This window comes from Microbacterium sp. GW823-FHT02G05 (genome assembly GCF_058797175.1).
Map to the genome: position 1 here is coordinate 1,585,328 of NZ_JBXAJK010000001.1, position 15,152 is coordinate 1,600,479.

Annotated in this window: 25 protein-coding genes and 1 tRNA gene; 24 read left to right on the top strand and 2 right to left on the bottom strand. The window is 65.4% G+C overall.

The features are described from left to right. Nucleotides 1-8: 8 nt before the first annotated feature. The 3 genes from AC1REM_RS07585 (at nt 9) to AC1REM_RS07595 (ending at nt 3,087) form a co-directional block, all read left to right on the top strand. Complete coding sequence (locus tag AC1REM_RS07585; protein WP_492514480.1) at nt 9-1,541, top strand: alpha/beta hydrolase; 1,533 nt, start codon at nt 9-11, stop codon at nt 1,539-1,541. A 69-nt stretch (nt 1,542-1,610) separates the two neighbouring features. Continuing rightward, a tRNA-Thr gene (locus tag AC1REM_RS07590) sits at nt 1,611-1,686 on the top strand. A gap of 126 nt (nt 1,687-1,812) precedes the next feature. Beyond that, the gene (locus AC1REM_RS07595) at nt 1,813-3,087 is read left to right on the top strand and encodes a tyrosine-type recombinase/integrase (protein ID WP_492514072.1); all 1,275 of its coding nucleotides are present in this window, start codon (nt 1,813-1,815) and stop codon (nt 3,085-3,087) included. Nucleotides 3,088-3,130: 43 nt separating this feature from the next. On the opposite strand, the gene AC1REM_RS07600 is transcribed toward AC1REM_RS07595, so the two are convergent. Then, nucleotides 3,131-3,577, bottom strand: coding sequence for an ImmA/IrrE family metallo-endopeptidase (locus tag AC1REM_RS07600; protein WP_492514073.1), 447 nt, complete (start codon nt 3,575-3,577; stop codon nt 3,131-3,133). Nucleotides 3,578-3,584: 7 nt separating this feature from the next. Continuing rightward, complete coding sequence (locus tag AC1REM_RS07605) at nt 3,585-4,055, bottom strand: helix-turn-helix domain-containing protein (protein ID WP_492514074.1); 471 nt, start codon at nt 4,053-4,055, stop codon at nt 3,585-3,587. A 168-nt stretch (nt 4,056-4,223) separates the two neighbouring features. Here AC1REM_RS07605 and AC1REM_RS07610 point away from each other — a divergent pair, with 168 nt between their 5' ends. The 21 genes from AC1REM_RS07610 (at nt 4,224) to AC1REM_RS07710 (ending at nt 15,139) form a co-directional block, all read left to right on the top strand. Further along, nucleotides 4,224-4,472 carry a helix-turn-helix domain-containing protein gene (locus AC1REM_RS07610; RefSeq protein ID WP_492514075.1) on the top strand — a complete coding sequence of 83 codons (249 nt, stop codon included), beginning with the start codon at nt 4,224-4,226 and terminating at the stop codon, nt 4,470-4,472. Next, on the top strand, nt 4,469-4,675 hold the full coding sequence (locus tag AC1REM_RS07615) for a hypothetical protein (RefSeq protein WP_492514076.1): 207 nt from the start codon (nt 4,469-4,471) through the stop codon (nt 4,673-4,675). Before AC1REM_RS07610 ends, AC1REM_RS07615 begins: the two co-directional genes overlap by 4 nt. 625 nt (nt 4,676-5,300) lie before the next feature. Next, the gene (locus AC1REM_RS07620) at nt 5,301-5,435 is read left to right on the top strand and encodes a hypothetical protein (RefSeq protein WP_492514077.1); all 135 of its coding nucleotides are present in this window, start codon (nt 5,301-5,303) and stop codon (nt 5,433-5,435) included. Between the two features lie 4 nt (nt 5,436-5,439). Further along, complete coding sequence (locus tag AC1REM_RS07625; RefSeq protein WP_492514078.1) at nt 5,440-6,384, top strand: SPFH domain-containing protein; 945 nt, start codon at nt 5,440-5,442, stop codon at nt 6,382-6,384. 278 nt (nt 6,385-6,662) lie between these two features. After that, entirely contained in the window at nt 6,663-7,085 is a 423-nt protein-coding gene (locus tag AC1REM_RS07630) for a hypothetical protein (protein ID WP_492514079.1), read from the top strand. Next, the gene (locus AC1REM_RS07635) at nt 7,022-7,606 is read left to right on the top strand and encodes a hypothetical protein (RefSeq protein WP_492514080.1); all 585 of its coding nucleotides are present in this window, start codon (nt 7,022-7,024) and stop codon (nt 7,604-7,606) included. Before AC1REM_RS07630 ends, AC1REM_RS07635 begins: the two co-directional genes overlap by 64 nt. Before the next feature lie 140 nt (nt 7,607-7,746). Continuing rightward, on the top strand, nt 7,747-8,103 hold the full coding sequence (locus tag AC1REM_RS07640) for a hypothetical protein (protein ID WP_492514081.1): 357 nt from the start codon (nt 7,747-7,749) through the stop codon (nt 8,101-8,103). Beyond that, nucleotides 8,100-8,357 carry a hypothetical protein gene (locus tag AC1REM_RS07645; RefSeq protein ID WP_492514082.1) on the top strand — a complete coding sequence of 86 codons (258 nt, stop codon included), beginning with the start codon at nt 8,100-8,102 and terminating at the stop codon, nt 8,355-8,357. Before AC1REM_RS07640 ends, AC1REM_RS07645 begins: the two co-directional genes overlap by 4 nt. Next, nucleotides 8,354-8,536: a hypothetical protein gene (locus AC1REM_RS07650; protein ID WP_492514083.1), complete on the top strand. Its 183-nt coding sequence runs from the start codon at nt 8,354-8,356 to the stop codon at nt 8,534-8,536. The genes AC1REM_RS07645 and AC1REM_RS07650 overlap by 4 nt, the downstream gene beginning before the upstream one ends. Next, complete coding sequence (locus AC1REM_RS07655) at nt 8,526-8,675, top strand: hypothetical protein (protein ID WP_492514084.1); 150 nt, start codon at nt 8,526-8,528, stop codon at nt 8,673-8,675. Before AC1REM_RS07650 ends, AC1REM_RS07655 begins: the two co-directional genes overlap by 11 nt. A gap of 50 nt (nt 8,676-8,725) precedes the next feature. Next, nucleotides 8,726-9,235, top strand: a complete 510-nt coding sequence (locus AC1REM_RS07660) for a hypothetical protein (RefSeq protein ID WP_492514085.1) — start codon at nt 8,726-8,728, stop codon at nt 9,233-9,235. Beyond that, the gene (locus AC1REM_RS07665) at nt 9,232-9,402 is read left to right on the top strand and encodes a hypothetical protein (protein ID WP_492514086.1); all 171 of its coding nucleotides are present in this window, start codon (nt 9,232-9,234) and stop codon (nt 9,400-9,402) included. The genes AC1REM_RS07660 and AC1REM_RS07665 overlap by 4 nt, the downstream gene beginning before the upstream one ends. Continuing rightward, on the top strand, nt 9,399-10,298 hold the full coding sequence (locus tag AC1REM_RS07670) for a PD-(D/E)XK nuclease-like domain-containing protein (protein WP_492514087.1): 900 nt from the start codon (nt 9,399-9,401) through the stop codon (nt 10,296-10,298). The genes AC1REM_RS07665 and AC1REM_RS07670 overlap by 4 nt, the downstream gene beginning before the upstream one ends. Before the next feature lie 50 nt (nt 10,299-10,348). Continuing rightward, nucleotides 10,349-11,002 carry a helix-turn-helix domain-containing protein gene (locus tag AC1REM_RS07675; protein ID WP_492514088.1) on the top strand — a complete coding sequence of 218 codons (654 nt, stop codon included), beginning with the start codon at nt 10,349-10,351 and terminating at the stop codon, nt 11,000-11,002. Continuing rightward, nucleotides 10,999-11,160: a hypothetical protein gene (locus tag AC1REM_RS07680; protein WP_492514089.1), complete on the top strand. Its 162-nt coding sequence runs from the start codon at nt 10,999-11,001 to the stop codon at nt 11,158-11,160. The genes AC1REM_RS07675 and AC1REM_RS07680 overlap by 4 nt, the downstream gene beginning before the upstream one ends. Beyond that, entirely contained in the window at nt 11,157-11,534 is a 378-nt protein-coding gene (locus AC1REM_RS07685) for a hypothetical protein (protein WP_492514090.1), read from the top strand. Before AC1REM_RS07680 ends, AC1REM_RS07685 begins: the two co-directional genes overlap by 4 nt. Nucleotides 11,535-11,564: 30 nt before the next feature. Further along, the gene (locus AC1REM_RS07690) at nt 11,565-12,461 is read left to right on the top strand and encodes a phosphatase domain-containing protein (protein ID WP_492514091.1); all 897 of its coding nucleotides are present in this window, start codon (nt 11,565-11,567) and stop codon (nt 12,459-12,461) included. After that, nucleotides 12,461-13,522 carry a hypothetical protein gene (locus tag AC1REM_RS07695; protein ID WP_492514092.1) on the top strand — a complete coding sequence of 354 codons (1,062 nt, stop codon included), beginning with the start codon at nt 12,461-12,463 and terminating at the stop codon, nt 13,520-13,522. The genes AC1REM_RS07690 and AC1REM_RS07695 overlap by 1 nt, the downstream gene beginning before the upstream one ends. Next, on the top strand, nt 13,519-13,851 hold the full coding sequence (locus AC1REM_RS07700) for a hypothetical protein (protein WP_492514093.1): 333 nt from the start codon (nt 13,519-13,521) through the stop codon (nt 13,849-13,851). Before AC1REM_RS07695 ends, AC1REM_RS07700 begins: the two co-directional genes overlap by 4 nt. Further along, complete coding sequence (locus AC1REM_RS07705; RefSeq protein ID WP_492514094.1) at nt 13,851-14,435, top strand: hypothetical protein; 585 nt, start codon at nt 13,851-13,853, stop codon at nt 14,433-14,435. Before AC1REM_RS07700 ends, AC1REM_RS07705 begins: the two co-directional genes overlap by 1 nt. Nucleotides 14,436-14,437: 2 nt before the next feature. Continuing rightward, on the top strand, nt 14,438-15,139 hold the full coding sequence (locus tag AC1REM_RS07710) for a hypothetical protein (protein ID WP_492514095.1): 702 nt from the start codon (nt 14,438-14,440) through the stop codon (nt 15,137-15,139). Nucleotides 15,140-15,152: the final 13 nt, after the last annotated feature.

The following is a 15,152-nucleotide window of genomic DNA, read 5'->3' on the forward strand; positions in this document are numbered from 1 at the left end:
AGACTCGTATGCGTCGCGTGATCGCGGCCGTGGCCGGAGTGGCTGTGGCATCCCTCACCCTTTCCGGATGCTTGTACGCGATGATCCCGGAGAGCGGCGCGCCGCTTCCCGAGCGCACGACTGAACCCGACACGTCCGGCGTCTCGCCCGACCTTCTTCCGTTCTACTCCCAGACTCTCGAATGGCAGCCCTGCGGGATGGGCATGGAGTGCACCGACGTCGCCGCTCCGCTCGACTGGGAGAATCCGGCCGTCGGAGAGATCTCGCTCTCCGTCGTCCGGTCGCAGGCGACCAACACTCCGCTCGGCTCGCTCCTCACCAACCCCGGCGGCCCGGGTGCGAGCGGTGTCGAGCTGATCCGCGACAGCCTGAGCTTCGCCGTCGGCACCGCCCTCATCGAGAACTACGACGTCATCGGCTTCGACCCGCGTGGTGTCGGAGAGTCGACCGCCGTGACCTGCTTCGATGCGGCCGCGATGGACGACTTCCTCTACAGCCTGCCCAGCGCTCCCCGGGGAACGCCCGAGTGGGAGGCGGAAGGCGAGGCGCAGGCGGCCGAGTTCGCCGCGGCCTGCGAGGCGAACAGCGGCGGGATCCTCCCGTACATCACGACTGTCAACTCGGCGCGTGACATGGATCTGCTGCGCGGAGTGCTCGGAGACAAGAAGCTCAACTACCTCGGATACTCGTACGGCACGTTCCTCGGCGCGACCTATGCCGAGCTGTACCCGGATCGCGTCGGACACCTCGTGCTCGACGGCGCCATCGACCCGTCGATCCCGGGTCGCGACGTCGGCACGACGCAGGCACTCGGGTTCGAGTCCGCGCTTCGCGCCTACATGCAGGACTGCATCGACACCCGCGGCTGCCCGTTCAGCGGCACGGTCGACGAGGCGATGGCAGACCTCAGTGCGCTTCTCGCGAGCGTCGACGCGGTGCCGCTGAAGAACGGAGACGGCCGGATGCTCGGCGCGGACTCCCTCATGACGGGGATCATCGCGGCGCTCTACGCGCAGGACAGCTGGCCCTACCTGACCGATGCGCTCGCCGGTGCCCTGCAGGGGGATCCGTCGACGGCGTTCTTCCTCGCAGACTTCTACAACGGCCGCGAGGGCGGACGCTACCTCGACAACTCGACGGAGGCGTTCACGGCGTACAACTGCATGGACTACCCGCTCGAAGTGGACGAGGCCGCCGACGAAGCAGCGCGGGCCAAGGTGCGAGAGGGCGCGCCCACGATCGCCCCCTACTGGGAGGGCGTCGACGTGTGTGCGTCGTGGACGTACCCGGCGACGGGCACCCGCTCCGCCCTCACGGCGGAAGGCTCCGGCCCGATCCTCGTGATCGGCACGACCAACGACCCCGCGACGCCTTACGAGTGGTCTGTCGCGATGGCAGAGCAGCTCGACGGCGGTGTCCTCATCACCCGTGTGGGTGAGGGGCACACCGGCTACAACAAGGGCAACATGTGCGTGGATGACGCGGTCGAAGCGTTCTTCCTCGACGACGTCGTGCCTGAGAACGGCCTCCGCTGCGAGTGAGTCGCGCTCGATTCGCGGTGGACGCTCAATCAATGTAATATCGTTTCTCGTGCCACTGATGTGGCACAGGCCGCTTTAGCTCAGTCGGCAGAGCGTTTCACTCGTAATGAAAAGGTCGTCAGTTCGATTCTGACAAGCGGCTCCACCAAACCCCCGGAAATCCTCGTGATTCCGGGGGTTTCGCCGTAAATGTCGGATGCACCCGCAAACATAGAGATTGCAGGCGCATGTGTGCACCTATGTGTGCACCGGCTCGACAGGAGGAAATGCCATGCCGAAGAAGCGTGGTCACGGCGAAGGCGGACTGTACGAACTCAAGGGGCGCGGACTCTGGCGTGGAGTGATCTACGTGGGCTACCACGCTGACGGTCGTCGCAAGCAGAAGTCCGTCACCGCGAAGACGAAGACCGCGGCGCGCGCGAAGCTCGACGCGTTGAAGTCGGAGATCGCCGAGTACGGTACACCGCTCGACAAGGCGATGACCGTTGAGCAGTGGGCGGACCACTGGTTGCGCACCGTCTGCGAGCCGAACATGAAGCCATCCACACTCGCCGGCTACGAATCCGCGGTCAACAAGTGGATTCTCCCGAAGCTCCGGCGCAAGAAGGTGGCGATGTTGAAGCCATCCGACGTGCGCGAGGTCACCCACGCTGTGACCGAGGCAGGGCGATCGCTCGCGTCCGCTCAGAAGGTCTACGCCGTGCTGTCGTCGATGCTCGAATCCGCGCGGCTCGATGGCGTGTGTGCCCGCAACGTCACGACGAACGTCACGCCACCAGGAACGAGCGACCAGGTGGATCGCGCAGCCTTCCCGACTGAGATGGCCCTTCGCATCCTGCAGGTCGCGCTACGCCGCCCGGACGGGGTGCGCTGGTGGTTCGCAATCCTCACAGGCATGAGACAGGGAGAGAGGTTGGGCGCGACGATCGACAGCATCGACGTCGACAACCACGAGTTCACGGTGCAGTGGTCGCTCTCCGAAGTTCGGTTCCAGCACGGGTGCGACGAGCCCTGCGGCAAGAAGCGCGCTGGAGCATGCCCGCAGCGCTCGCTCCGCGTCCCCCCGAAACTGGTGCACAAGCCGCTCGACGGGCGCCTGTGCATTGTTCGACCCAAGTCGGGGAAGCCTCGCACATTCCCTCTCATCAAGGCGCTCGAGATCATGCTCACCCAGTACCTCGAGTCGAACACTGCACCGAACCCCCACAACCTCATCTGGCGCAACAGCGACGGCTCACCCATCACTGCCGAGCAAGACCAGGCCGAATGGCGCTCCGTGCTGCTCGAAGCGGGCGTCATCACGCCGGAGCAAGCCCTGCCACCGCGGGAACGCCCGGAAGGCACCGAGGATACGCCGACGACCCACTTCGCACGCCACACGACCGCCACGGTGCTGATGGAGTTGGGCGTCGATGCGAAGGTCATCGGCGAGATCGTCGGCCATGTTGCTACCCGCACTACACGCGGCTACCAGCACGTCAGCAGCTCGGCCGCACGTCATGCGCTGGAAGCGATCGGCGACCATTTTCAGATCCCGGATGTCTAGAGAGAAACCGCCCTGCGCTCCCCAGCGCAGGGCGGTTTTTTGTTTAGGCGTGCGCCATGTGCGCCCACTGCCCCAGGCCCATTCGCGCCCGGGCATACGTGGCGTTCGTCAGACGGGTGAGGCAGTAGAACTCGTACGCGAAGATGCAGTCGACGGAAACGCCGAACTCTTCCGCGAGCCAGTGCTGATCGGAGTTCAGATGCTCCAGCCTCGCGTACTCCGCGGGGTCGATCAGAAGCTCAGCGGCGTACTTGTCAGCCTGTCGTTCGGCTCGGTCGTATGCCCGTGAACCGTGGCAGGCGTGCCCGTAGAAGGCGTGCCCGATCTCATGCGCCAGAATCCAGCGTCGCTGCGCGCGCGTCATCCCCAACCGTACGACGATGCGGTGGAACATTGGCGAGTAGTAGCCGAGCAGGTCGGGGTCATCGTCGATATGCGCGAAGTGAACGCTCGCGCCCAACGTTGCGGCGTGGCGAATGAGATCGCGCATATGACTCCTACTCAGCGTGTTCGACGTCTGCTTCGTTCCGGCCGCGCTTCGCGGCAAGGGCGTGGTCTGCCTGGCGAAGCGCTTTCTCCTCTTCGCGCGACAAGACAGGCACATCATCGTCGTAGCCGCCGACATTCGAATCGATCGCGAGCTCTCCGGTGAGGGCTTCGCCGGCCGTCTCGTTCTCTAGACGGCGCACAATCTCGCGGGCCAGCTCGAGGTCTGTGAACGTTGTGAGGCCGACGCTTGCGCCAAGGCGCTCGGCTTCCTGCTCTGTGATGAAGCCGACCTCGACGAACGCGTCGGCAAGGTCAAGGTCGAACGCGCGGCAGATCGCGACGACAACCTCGACGGTGAGCGTTGTGCGCCCGGTCAACTGTCGGTTGAGTGTCGTGGAGTCCACGTCCAGCTCCTGCGCGATGGCGCGTGCGCTCTTGCCTGTCACTCGCCGGAAGTAGTCGCTCACATTCGTTCCCATGCGGACAGTTTGATGCATTTCTGCATCATCGTCAAGTCGCATCATCCCGAAATGACGCGAAATCGATGTGCACTTCTGCTCTAGTGGTGCAGATTTGCCCCAAAGTGTCCTTCCCCTGTGGCATAGTTGCTTCAACACGAGGCAGAAACGCCACACCGAAGGAGAGAGATGACAGCCGCAATTCGACTCAAGCCCGGTCTCATCGATCGGCTTCGCGAGACCCGCGGACTCCCCTCAGAGGAAGCGGTCGCGCGGCTGATCGGTACTGACCGGACGACCCTCCGCCGCATCGATCGCGGGGCGCAGCCATCAGGCGGTTTCATCGCGAGCTTCTGCGACGCGTTCGGCCTGGGGATGGGAGAGGCTTTCGAGATCTACAGCCTCGAGCCGCTGGCGAGCGAACGGGGCGCGGCATGAGCGCGGGCGTCGTCCAGCGAATCGAGTTCGCCCCCAGACTCTTCACCCGCGAACTCACCGCCTTCTACCTTTCGAAGTCACTCCGTGAAGTGGACGAGCTTCGCGCGAAAGGCGAGTTGATCCCTTCCGGAGACGGCAAGCGCGTCCTCTTCAAGAAGGAAGAGCTCGACCGCTACGTCGACAGCCTGCCGGAGCGGCCGTGATCGCGCTCGAGGTAGCGCAGTTCGCACTCACCCTCGGCGCCGGCTACGGCATCTACCGCTTCGCGTGCTGGTTCGACGCCGTTCAAGAGCGTCGACAGAACCGCTAAGCGACACCCTTCGCAACCCCGTCACGACATGGGGTCTAGCGACGCTTTTGCCTCCCGCCAGGGGGAGCGCGCCCGTTCGAGTCGGGGCGAAAGCACTCACCGGGATACGTCCCGGACGAACACGCACCACTGACAACTCCACAGCAGACCAATCCCGCACAGGGATACGAGGGGCCAGTCGCAACCACGATGCTGCGACCCCTCACACTTTCGACGGGAAGGCCGTGGTGGCCGAGTGACGTCGGGAAGGACGACTGTGTGGGGGAGATAGCGCACCCAAGGCAAAGCCGAGAACGTGCGCTCGAGCGGAGAAGGCGCTATGTCGCGCCGAAGGGTCCGCCGCAGGCACGTGTGACGCGAACGCCGAACACCCGGGATGCCCGGATGCCTGCCAGGGAATCCATCGAAGGGAAGCCCAAAGACATTCCGACCGGCGACGAGTTATCGCCGGAGCCCGCGCGTGCGCTCACAGATCGGCGCGCGGGCACGCAGAACCACTGCGCAGAGAAGGGGGCGTCATGGCGCTCGCACTCATCGGCATCACAGCGACCGCAGCCCTCGTGGGCGGCATCGCCGTGCTCGTCATCATCACCATCGCCGCAGCAAACCGGAAGCTCCGGAAAGCGCAGCGAGAGAACGAAGGGAAGCAGTAACCGAATGTTCCTGTTCATCGTGTCGCTCATCGCGGCACTCGTCCTGTTCATCGCGATCCTCGTCGCGATCTTCGCCCGGGATGCCCGCGTCCCGGCCATCATCACCGCGATCATCACGTTCATCGTCGGCGGCATCTGCTTGTTCTTCTCCATGTTCTACGCCAACGGCGTGGGTGAGGCGAAGGTGCAGGTCAACTCGATCGACCGGACTGTCGTCGGCACCATCGAGGAGCCGGGGAGCGGTTTCCGTGCACCGTGGGTCGACTTCGTCGAGTTCGACCTGTTCTCCCAGGAGCTCGTCTACGCGGGCAAGAGCGGCGACGCCCCTTCCTACTCGGGCGGCTCTGTCAACGGCGCTGAGGTGACCGTCGCGGTGGGCGGTTCGTCGGGCGGCTCCACTCAGGGCAACGTCGACATCTCCGTGACGTACAGCCTCGACGCCGGCGCGGTCGCCGACATCTACGGCGACTACCGCAGTCAGGAACGCTTCACGAAGCAGGTCATCGAGAAGACCATCCTCTCGGCGATCCGCTCCGTTCCGTCGCAGTATTCGGCGACCGAGTTCCGCGGCTCCAAGCGTGCTGAGGCCGCAGAGAAGATTGCCGAGGCTCTCACCGAGAAGCTCAAGCCGCTTGGCGTGGAGGTCGACTTCGTCAACATCCAGGACGTCCGCTACCCCGAAGAGGTCGAAGCGGCGCTCAAGGATGTCGAGGTCGCGAACCAGAAGCAGCAGAAGGCCGAGGCAGAACTGCGTGCGGCGACGACTGCGGCACAGCAGAAGGTCGTCGAAGCGCAGGCTGAGGCTGACGCGAATGCAGTGCTCGCCGCGTCTCTCACGGAACCGGTGCTCCAGCAGCGGTATCTCGACACGCTCGCGCAGCTCGGGAAGGGCGGAAACCTCGTCGTCGTCCCCGAGGGCTTCAACGGCCTGGTGAACGTCACCAAGTAGCAAGCGGCGGATTCCTGCCGTATCGAAGGGAAGAACGGCCCGGGCGTGTGAAACCGCCCGGGCCTCCCACATCATCGCCCCCGCGTCCGAGAGGTCAGGGAGTGCGCGCTTGCGAGTAGCGCCGGGGGCACTGGGTTCGGGTTCTGAGCGTGAGCGGGATGGAGATCCTGCCCCTCCCGAATGCCCAACGGGGCCGGTGCACCACCACCGGCCCCTCTTCCAACCATCAGCCCCAGGCATCACGCCCTGGGGCTTTGTCGTTTCCGAAGGAGCCAGGAGTGGAACGTAGAACAGTCCTCAAGGCCGGGGCGTGGGCGGTGCCTGTGATCGCCGCGGCGGTCGCGGTCCCCGCGCAGGCGGCATCGACTGCAGCGCAGCAGGTCGTCCTCACGAACAAGACCGCAGGCCAAGGCGGCAAGCCCAACACGATCTTCGTCAACTACAAGGTGAAGGCCACCGACGGGCGCACAGGCGTCGTGACCGTGCTGGTCAACGGCGAACGCGACGGTCAGGCGGTGTTCGAAGACCGCCGCGAGTGGGCGCAGCTCACCCATCGAGGTGACACGACCGCGCTCATCGAGCTCGAGTTCCCCGGCGTCACCAAGGGTGCACCCGTGACAGTGACGGTCATCGTCACATGCGACGGCGTCTACCAGGACGGCTACGTGAAGACCGTGACGACGCCGAGCTGGTGGACCTGATGGGCTCGGAGTTCTTCAAGCACCCTGCGAAGCGCCTCGACAAGGAGTTCCGTGCGATGGGCGCACGCCGCAAGCGTGAGTCGAGCGGGGCGACGGCGTACATCTTCCCCGACGGTGGGCAACTGCTCGTCCTGCGGAACATCGGCCCTGCACGCGCACGAATCATGCTCAACAGCGCCCAGCAGCGGTACGGCCCCGTCCGCGATCCGCTCGGCCGGACCGAGAAGCGGTCGGGCGCGCCGACGATCGACTTCGACCGCCTGCAGGCGTCGAGGCATGCCCTCGAACGGCTGACACTCATGCAGGGACAAGCCGACCTCACCTATCCCGAACTGCTCCACGCGCTGCGGATTCCCGAGCGCGTGCTGTGGTCACCAGATCACGGCGCATGGCTGTGGGTCGGCGCCCGCGTCGCGATCGCGATGTCGTTCACGCCCGAGGGCGTCGCAGTGATCCGCACCCTGCTCTGGACGACGCGTGAGCTGTGGGACAAGAACCCGCGGCCGGAGGTGCGCCGATGAGCAGCCGAACGAACCCCGCCGCGAAAGACCCCTGCCCGCACTGTCGCGGGTGGGGCTTCTACCGCGTCTCGCACGACCCCGACGAAATCGCCGACTGCGTCCCCTGCCGGGGGAGCGGCGAACGACGAAAGGAACCTCCCGTGACCATCAAAGGACTGTCCCACTCTGGCGACCCGCTGACCAGCGGACTCGCCGTGATCCAGCTCGACCCCGACGGGCGCGCCTCGCTCAAAGACGCGCTGCTGCTGATGCTCGGGGAGAGGCCGATGACAGCCGACGAGCTCACGTCGGCGTACGTATCGCGCGCCGAGACGAACCAGTGGCCGATCTACGTCGACCACCACAACGTGAAGCGTCGCCTGTCGGAGCTGCACACGAAGCACCATGTGATCCGCGAGTCGGGGGAGACCCGCCCGTCCCGGATGGGGCGCGCCTCGACCGTCTGGACGCTGTCGGTGCCGCTCGACGAAGCACGCGTGATCGTGAGGGCGTCATGAAGCCGACTCTCACCCGTCGCACCTTTCGTGAGCGTCCGGTTCAGCGCGGTTTCGTCGGGCCGAACTCGCCCGTTCAGCCGGCCGTCGGCGACAGGTTCCTCAGCGTCGTCGCCGGCAAGGTGCAGATCTCTGTCGGGCACGCGTCGCGCATCGCCCGTATCACTCACGACGTCGACGTGACCATGTACGTCCTCGCCGACAACACCATCATCACCGCACCTGCGGGTGCCCGAATCACCTGGGAGCAGGCATGAACCCTGTCGACATCATCCTCTGGTCGCTCGCTGCCGTCGCCGTGGCGCTGGCGATCGCGATCATCATGGTGATCGCCATCATCGTCGCCGACGCGGTGCGCGCGCAGAAGGCGAGGGTCGGCGAAACGCACATCGTGATCAACAACCCCGCGACCGGAGGGAAGAACGATGACCGATGACCCGATCTCCGAAGAGCCGATGGAGTGGACGGAAGAGCGCATGAACCGCACTCAGGTCGTCGCGCTCGGCGTCATCATCCTCTGCCTTCTCGCGATCATCTTCATGGTCGCCTACTACCTCGCCGGAGGTGCCTGGTGACGTTCACAGCAAGCAACGGCGGAACAGTCGACGTGTTCGCGTCGGGACGTATGACCGTCACCGACCGCACACGTGTGGAAATCAGCGAGAACGTCACCCGCACTTCACGTACGACGCACATCGACGCTGAAATGGTTCCAACTCTGCGCGAGTTCTTCCAGGCTGAGCGTGACAAAGAACTCGGACGGTGGCGGTGGCCTAAGAACCCCGACTACGTGGTTTACCGGTCTGCTGACGGTTCAGCCGTCGTCATGGACGAGTCGGGTGTTTCGAAGAGCAACGACCGGATCTACAGGAAGTGGCTCGATGACCCCGTGGGGTCGCTTGGTTGGGGGGAGCACGCGGCTCGCGCGTTCTTCGAGGCTCACCCGGAGCGGAAGCCGTGGCGTGACGCAAAGGCGGGGGAAGCCTGGCTGCTGACGCTCGAGCACGGTGAAGTCTCGCCGCAGGTGGTGGACGCGTACAGGAAGTTCATGCCGTGGGGGGTCTCCACGGAGAGCGACGGCAACCAGCGAGGCACGATCGTCGACGCCCGTCGTATCTGGCCGGAGGCGTCATGACCCGCACCTACCGGGTGACGAAGACCCGCCAAGCGAAGCCGAAGGTCACCCTCTACGAGAACGGGCAGGTCATGCTCGCCCGACCCGTGTCCACCGACTCTGCAGGACACACTCTCGGCCACGCATGGGCAGCGACCGCACCAACCAACGAAGGAGCCACCAAGTGACCGACACAGCGTACGAGGGTCTCGTCCACGGACTCGACGAGACCCTCTACCACTCACTGCCCGGGCTGAGTTCGACCGGCGCGAAGAAGATCCTCAAGTCGCCCGCGCACTTCCACCACTACATCAACCACCCGCAGCCGCCGAAGGCGGCGTTTGATGTCGGGTCGGCGGTGCACTCGAAGGTGCTCGGCGTCGGCGCGCAGGTCACCGTCTACCCCGACGGCACAGGGGACGAGACCTTTGTGTTCGAGGACGAGGAACTCACGACGGTGCTCGGGACGAACGGGGCGGCGAGCACGAAGGCGGCGAAGGCCTTCGAAGCGTCGGCGCGCGCGTCCGGCCTGATCCCTTTGAAGCGCGACAAGTTCGAAGAGATCAACGCGATCGCCGCGTCCGTGCTGGCGAATCCCATCGCCCGGAAGCTGTTCGAGGTGGGCGACCCGGAGGTGTCGATGTTCTGCGACGACCCTGAAACCGGTGTGCCGCTGCGCGGACGGCTCGACTGGCTCGGACGTCGCATCGGCGACTTGAAGACCACCTCTGACGAGGCGTCGGAGGAGGAGTTCGGGAAGGACGCCTTCAACCTCGGCTACGACATCCAGTTCGCGCACTACGAGCACATCTACCACGTCATCACAGGCGACACGCTCCCGTATCTGTGGGTCGTCGTCGAGACGAAGGCTCCCTACCTCACCAACGTCCACGTGCTCGGCAATGACGAGATCCTCATGGCGCGGCGACGAGCACGGGAAGCTCGCGAACGGTACGCGCGCGCCCTCGAGACGAACGAATGGCCCGGGTATCGAAACCGTGGCGGCGGGGCCATCGGCATCCTCCGCGCTCCGGCGTGGAACGTCAACCAGTTCATCGACGAGTACGAAGCAGGGGCGGCATGACCTCGTCCCGCGAGCGGCAACCGTCACCCCATCGGAAAGAGAGCAGCACAGTGTCCACCGACGACATCACCATCCCCGAAGACCCCCGCGAGTCCCGGCTGCAGCGACCCGCGCGGGCTCCGCGTCCGGAGCACACCGACGACGCGACCACTGCCGCCGACCGGATCGAAGCGTTCTGGCAGCGCTACCCGAACGGGAGCATCCTCACCGAAGTGGAGGAACGCGAGGTCGTCCTTGAAGGGCACGACCCGTACTCGGTGTTCACCGTGCGTGCCTACATCCGGAGGGACAGCGGATCGGAGCGCCCAGACGCTGTCGCCCACGCCACGCGTGGCGAGAACGACCCCGACGAGGTGACCGCCCAGTTCCCGCAGGAGACCGCCGAGACGTCTGCGGTCTCGCGGGCGCTTCGCTACGTCGGCATCCTCACTGGGGTGGCGCCTGCGCCCCAGCCGGAGCCCGCACCCGCTGAGCGCGCGTACCGCGTCAAGTCGGAGCATCCGGTCGCGGCAGCTCGCGCCGCCGCCAAGCTGTCGCAGCGCACCCTCGCCGCGCGCATGCGAGAGCACGGCATCGAATGGTCGCAGAGCATCGTCAGCAAGACCGAATCGGGGCACCGCGAACTGACGGCCGACGAAGCACGAACGCTCGATGTGATCCTCGATACGCGGCTTGCCAACAGCCTCACCGTGGTCGAAGCGTGACCGTGCGCCCCTTCATCTGGCAGGGGCGCTTGACCGGACGCTGGTTCGTCGATGTGGGGAAGCGCGACAGCACGCCCATCGGCTCACCTTGGGGCTATGCCATCTGGCGTGAAGCGCGCGACGTCGCACTCGGCGCGATCCCCTCCGAACCGTCATGAGTCACTTCACCCCGAAAACTCGGTGGCTCATCATCCGCCGAGACTCCGACGACAACGACAACCCCGTCTGCCAATGGTGCGGCGGGGTTGTCCGCGTCGAGTGGGGCGAATACTCGCTCCAACATCGCCGCGCGCGCGGCATGGGTGGCTCGAAGCTCAAGGACACCGGGAGCACCCAGAACGGTGTGCTCGTGCACGGCTCCGCGACCACCGGATGCCACCACTACATCGAGTCCCACCCGGACGAAGCCGCTGAGCGCGGCTTCCGCATCCGTCAGGGACAGAACCCACTCACCGTGCCGCTCATCGACGCGAACGGCACCACATGGTGGCTGCGCGCCGACGGCACCCGCACCACCACGCCACCACACTGACCCGGGGATGCCCGGGAGAACGGGCATCCCATGCCAACCATCCACATGACCCGAGGCATCCCCGCATCTGGAAAGAGCACCTTCGCGAAGAGATGGGTCGCGGAGTCGCCCGCCGACAGGGTGCGCATCAACCGCGATGACATCCGCCGCATGATCACCGGCACCAGCAGCACAAAGCTCGGATTCGAGATGGAGCGCTTCGTCTCCAAGATCGAGAAGCAGGCAGCGCTCGCCGCATTGCGCACCGGACGCGACGTCATCATCGATGCGACGAACCTGCGCGCACGCTACGTGCGACCGTGGCTCAGCCTCGGATACGACGTCGTCTTCCACGACTTCCCGGTCAGCCTCGACCTCGCTCTCGCCCGGAACGAAGCGCGCGGTGGGCACGTGCCCGAGCACGTGATCCTCGACATGCACGCTCGCCTCACCCGAAACGGCAAGCTCCCCGCGCCTCCCGAACCAGCCCATCAGAGCATCGCCGGAGCGCCGGATGCCTATGTGCCGGACGAGTCGCTCCAGACAGCGATCATCGTCGACATCGACGGCACTCTCGCCCACATGGACGGGGAGCGTGGGCCATTCGAGTGGGACAAAGTCGGCGGCGACCGCCTCGACCGCCCCGTCGCCGAGCTCATTCATCGGATGAGCAAGGTGCACCGCGTCATCCTCGTGTCCGGGCGCGACGCGTCCTGCCGTTTCGAGACGCAGGACTGGTTGCGCGAGCACGGAGTGCAGCACGACCGCCTCTACATGCGCGCCGAAGGCGACAACCGGCCCGACACCGCCGTGAAGGTCGAGATCTTCGACACCCACATCCGCCACCACTACAACGTCCTCTTCGCCGTCGACGACCGGAACACGGTCGTCGCGCAGTGGCGAGCAATGGGCATCAAGTGCCTGCAGGCACAGGAGGGAGCATTCTGATGCTCATCGACGACATCATCGACATGGACGCGGTTGCCGCCGAGATCGAGGCTGGCTACGTCGCCGAGCGCACGCACCCGGAGTTCCCGGAGCTGCGCATCCTGAACTACACCGAACGGTGCCAGTTCGACCGCCACTGGAACGACGTCACCCGTCTCACTCGCGGGCTGATCTACAACGCCGACACCCGCAAGCTGCTCGCCCGCCCGTTCCCGAAGTTCCACAACTACGGAGAGCCGGAAGTCGGCGCGATCGACCTCGACGCCCCGATCTTCGGCGCATGGGACAAGATGGATGGCTCGCTCGGCATCCAGTACATGCGCCCCGACGGGAAAGCCGCGATCGCCACTCGCGGGTCGTTCAGCAGCGACCAAGCGATTCACGCGACCAAGCTCCTGCACGCATCCGAGTATGCGATCCCATCCGGCTCGTTCACGTGGCTCTGGGAGATCATCTACCCTGACAACCGAATCGTCGTCGACTACGGCGCGCGTGACGAGCTCGTCTACCTCGGTGCGATCCACCGAGCCACGGGACGGTTCTTCCCGCTGACTTCGACCATTCCTGCGGGCTTCGCCTACGCCGCGCCTTTCTCCGCGTCGACATTCCGGGAAACGCTCGACCTCCCGTCGCGACCTGGAGCCGAAGGTCTCGTCGTTTGGCTCGATCCCGACCGTGCGGTGAAGATCAAGCAGGCCGACTACGTCGCCCTGCACCGGATCGTCTCGAACCTCACGGTCAAGGAGGTTTGGCGTCAGCTCCGGGCTGGCACGTTCAACGAGTTCGTCGTCGCGCTGCCTGATGAGTTCCACACATGGGCGATGGAGACGGCAGAGCCGATCGTTGCGAGCCACGAATGGACGGTGCGCGGCGCGCAGGCATGGCTCACAGCGATCCTCGCGCGAGGCCTGCCGACACGGAAGGCGCAGGCGCTCTTCATCGCTCGAGAGGTTCTGCCAGAGACCCGCGGCCTCGTGTTCTCCCTCCTTGATGGGAAGGACATCACGGACGCAGCGTGGCGAATGGTCGAACCGAAGTCCGCGGCACCGGAATCGGAATGAGCGCCGTCCATCAGGTCGGCGACACGTGGCGGTGCTTCACGGCGATCCGCGCCGGACGCTACAGCGGCGGGTATGGCACCTACTACACGGGTATGCGTTGGCGGTGCGACGAGTGCGGCACGAGCTACTACGGCGACGAACCACACCGGTACATGGCCGAGCACGCCGACAAAGGCCATTCCCCGTGCAAGCGGTGCGGAGTCGTCCTCCTCAACAGGAAGGACGGCACGCCCCGCGAGCACGCCCACAACCGATGCCGCGGCAAGACGCCGGGGCACAAGATCGAGCGGGAGTTCGTGAAGAACATGACCCGCAGAGAGGTGGCGTGATGCCCTTCGAACTTGCCTCAGACGACGCGGCGCCGAAGCTCACTGAGCGCCATATGCTCGACCGGCTGAACGTGCGCTACGGCACTGTCAATGCCAACGGTTTCCGCTACGCGCGCGCCGAGCACGTCCGCGTTACAGCAGGGTTCGACGCCCGACGCACCTGCGACTATATGGCACTCGACCTGTGGCCAGGTGGCTACGGCCCGAATCGTACGGGGCCAATGCTCCACGGTCACGAAGTAAAGGTGTCCCGAGCCGACTGGCTCACGGAACTCCGCGACCCGGAGAAGGCCGAAGCGTTCCGGCGCTTCTGCGACTACTGGTGGCTCGTCGTGGCCAAGCGAGAGATCGTAAGAGTCGGCGAGCTCCCGGACGGCTGGGGGCTGATCGTCGCGGCTGGCAGCTCGGCGCGCGTCGCCGTCCGCGCTGCACGGAACAACACAGTCGAGCCGATGAACCGAGATCTGCAGGCGACCTTCGCGCGTGCTGTCACGAAGACGACGATACGACTGTCACATCACGGACGCGACCCGGCGATCGAGCACGCCGCACGTCGCATGAACCTGCTCGAGATACGAGAGTAGAAGTGCCTTGGTTCAAGGTTGATGACGCGCTCGCGATGCATCCGAAGGCGTTCATGGCGGGAAACGCTGCGCTCGGCCTGTGGGTGCGTGCGGGCTCGTGGGCGATGCAGCACCTCACCGACGGGCACATTCCGTCTGGTGTGGTCGCGGCGCTCGGCGGCACGTGGGATGACACTGCGGCTCTGCTGAACGCCGGCCTCTGGCACCAAGCAGAGGGAGGTTTCCAGTTCCATGACTGGGCGGAGTATCAGCCAACGCGGGCGCAGATCGAGGCCGAGCGGGCGAAGACGAAGGAACGGGTCGAGAAGCACCGTGCGAACAAGCGAAGTAGCGACGTTGGTAACGCCGTTACAGCGCCCGACGTACAGGTGCCCCAGTCCCAGTCCCAGTCCCGTCCCCTGACTCCTACTTACGTTACAGAGAGTCAGTCACTAGATAACCGTGCGCGCGACGCGACGGACGAACTGTCACAGGTTCAAAAGCAGATGGCGGCGCAGCGCGGGCTCTCGCCCGAACGCATCCGCGAGAAGGTGCACGCCCAACTCGGCATCACCCTCACCCTCGTCGACGCGCTCGCCGTCGGCATGCACGTCTGCTCGAAGACGAAGGAGTGGCCGCGCACGCCGACACCGTACGTGCTCAGTTCGATCAGCAGAAACCCCGCGGAGATCGAGAAACACATCTACGACTCAGGTCTCGCCTGAGTCCCACCCATTC

Coding starts and splice junctions, on each gene's coding strand:
- AC1REM_RS07585 (WP_492514480.1), top strand. CDS start 9: ATGCGTCGCGTGATCGCGGCCGTGGCCGGAGTGGCTGTGGCATCCCTC.
- AC1REM_RS07595 (WP_492514072.1), top strand. CDS start 1,813: ATGCCGAAGAAGCGTGGTCACGGCGAAGGCGGACTGTACGAACTCAAG.
- AC1REM_RS07600 (WP_492514073.1), bottom strand. CDS start 3,577: ATGCGCGATCTCATTCGCCACGCCGCAACGTTGGGCGCGAGCGTTCAC.
- AC1REM_RS07605 (WP_492514074.1), bottom strand. CDS start 4,055: ATGGGAACGAATGTGAGCGACTACTTCCGGCGAGTGACAGGCAAGAGC.
- AC1REM_RS07610 (WP_492514075.1), top strand. CDS start 4,224: ATGACAGCCGCAATTCGACTCAAGCCCGGTCTCATCGATCGGCTTCGC.
- AC1REM_RS07615 (WP_492514076.1), top strand. CDS start 4,469: ATGAGCGCGGGCGTCGTCCAGCGAATCGAGTTCGCCCCCAGACTCTTC.
- AC1REM_RS07620 (WP_492514077.1), top strand. CDS start 5,301: ATGGCGCTCGCACTCATCGGCATCACAGCGACCGCAGCCCTCGTGGGC.
- AC1REM_RS07625 (WP_492514078.1), top strand. CDS start 5,440: ATGTTCCTGTTCATCGTGTCGCTCATCGCGGCACTCGTCCTGTTCATC.
- AC1REM_RS07635 (WP_492514080.1), top strand. CDS start 7,022: ATGCGACGGCGTCTACCAGGACGGCTACGTGAAGACCGTGACGACGCC.
- AC1REM_RS07645 (WP_492514082.1), top strand. CDS start 8,100: ATGAAGCCGACTCTCACCCGTCGCACCTTTCGTGAGCGTCCGGTTCAG.
- AC1REM_RS07650 (WP_492514083.1), top strand. CDS start 8,354: ATGAACCCTGTCGACATCATCCTCTGGTCGCTCGCTGCCGTCGCCGTG.
- AC1REM_RS07655 (WP_492514084.1), top strand. CDS start 8,526: ATGACCGATGACCCGATCTCCGAAGAGCCGATGGAGTGGACGGAAGAG.
- AC1REM_RS07660 (WP_492514085.1), top strand. CDS start 8,726: ATGACCGTCACCGACCGCACACGTGTGGAAATCAGCGAGAACGTCACC.
- AC1REM_RS07665 (WP_492514086.1), top strand. CDS start 9,232: ATGACCCGCACCTACCGGGTGACGAAGACCCGCCAAGCGAAGCCGAAG.
- AC1REM_RS07685 (WP_492514090.1), top strand. CDS start 11,157: ATGAGTCACTTCACCCCGAAAACTCGGTGGCTCATCATCCGCCGAGAC.
- AC1REM_RS07690 (WP_492514091.1), top strand. CDS start 11,565: ATGCCAACCATCCACATGACCCGAGGCATCCCCGCATCTGGAAAGAGC.
- AC1REM_RS07695 (WP_492514092.1), top strand. CDS start 12,461: ATGCTCATCGACGACATCATCGACATGGACGCGGTTGCCGCCGAGATC.
- AC1REM_RS07700 (WP_492514093.1), top strand. CDS start 13,519: ATGAGCGCCGTCCATCAGGTCGGCGACACGTGGCGGTGCTTCACGGCG.
- AC1REM_RS07705 (WP_492514094.1), top strand. CDS start 13,851: ATGCCCTTCGAACTTGCCTCAGACGACGCGGCGCCGAAGCTCACTGAG.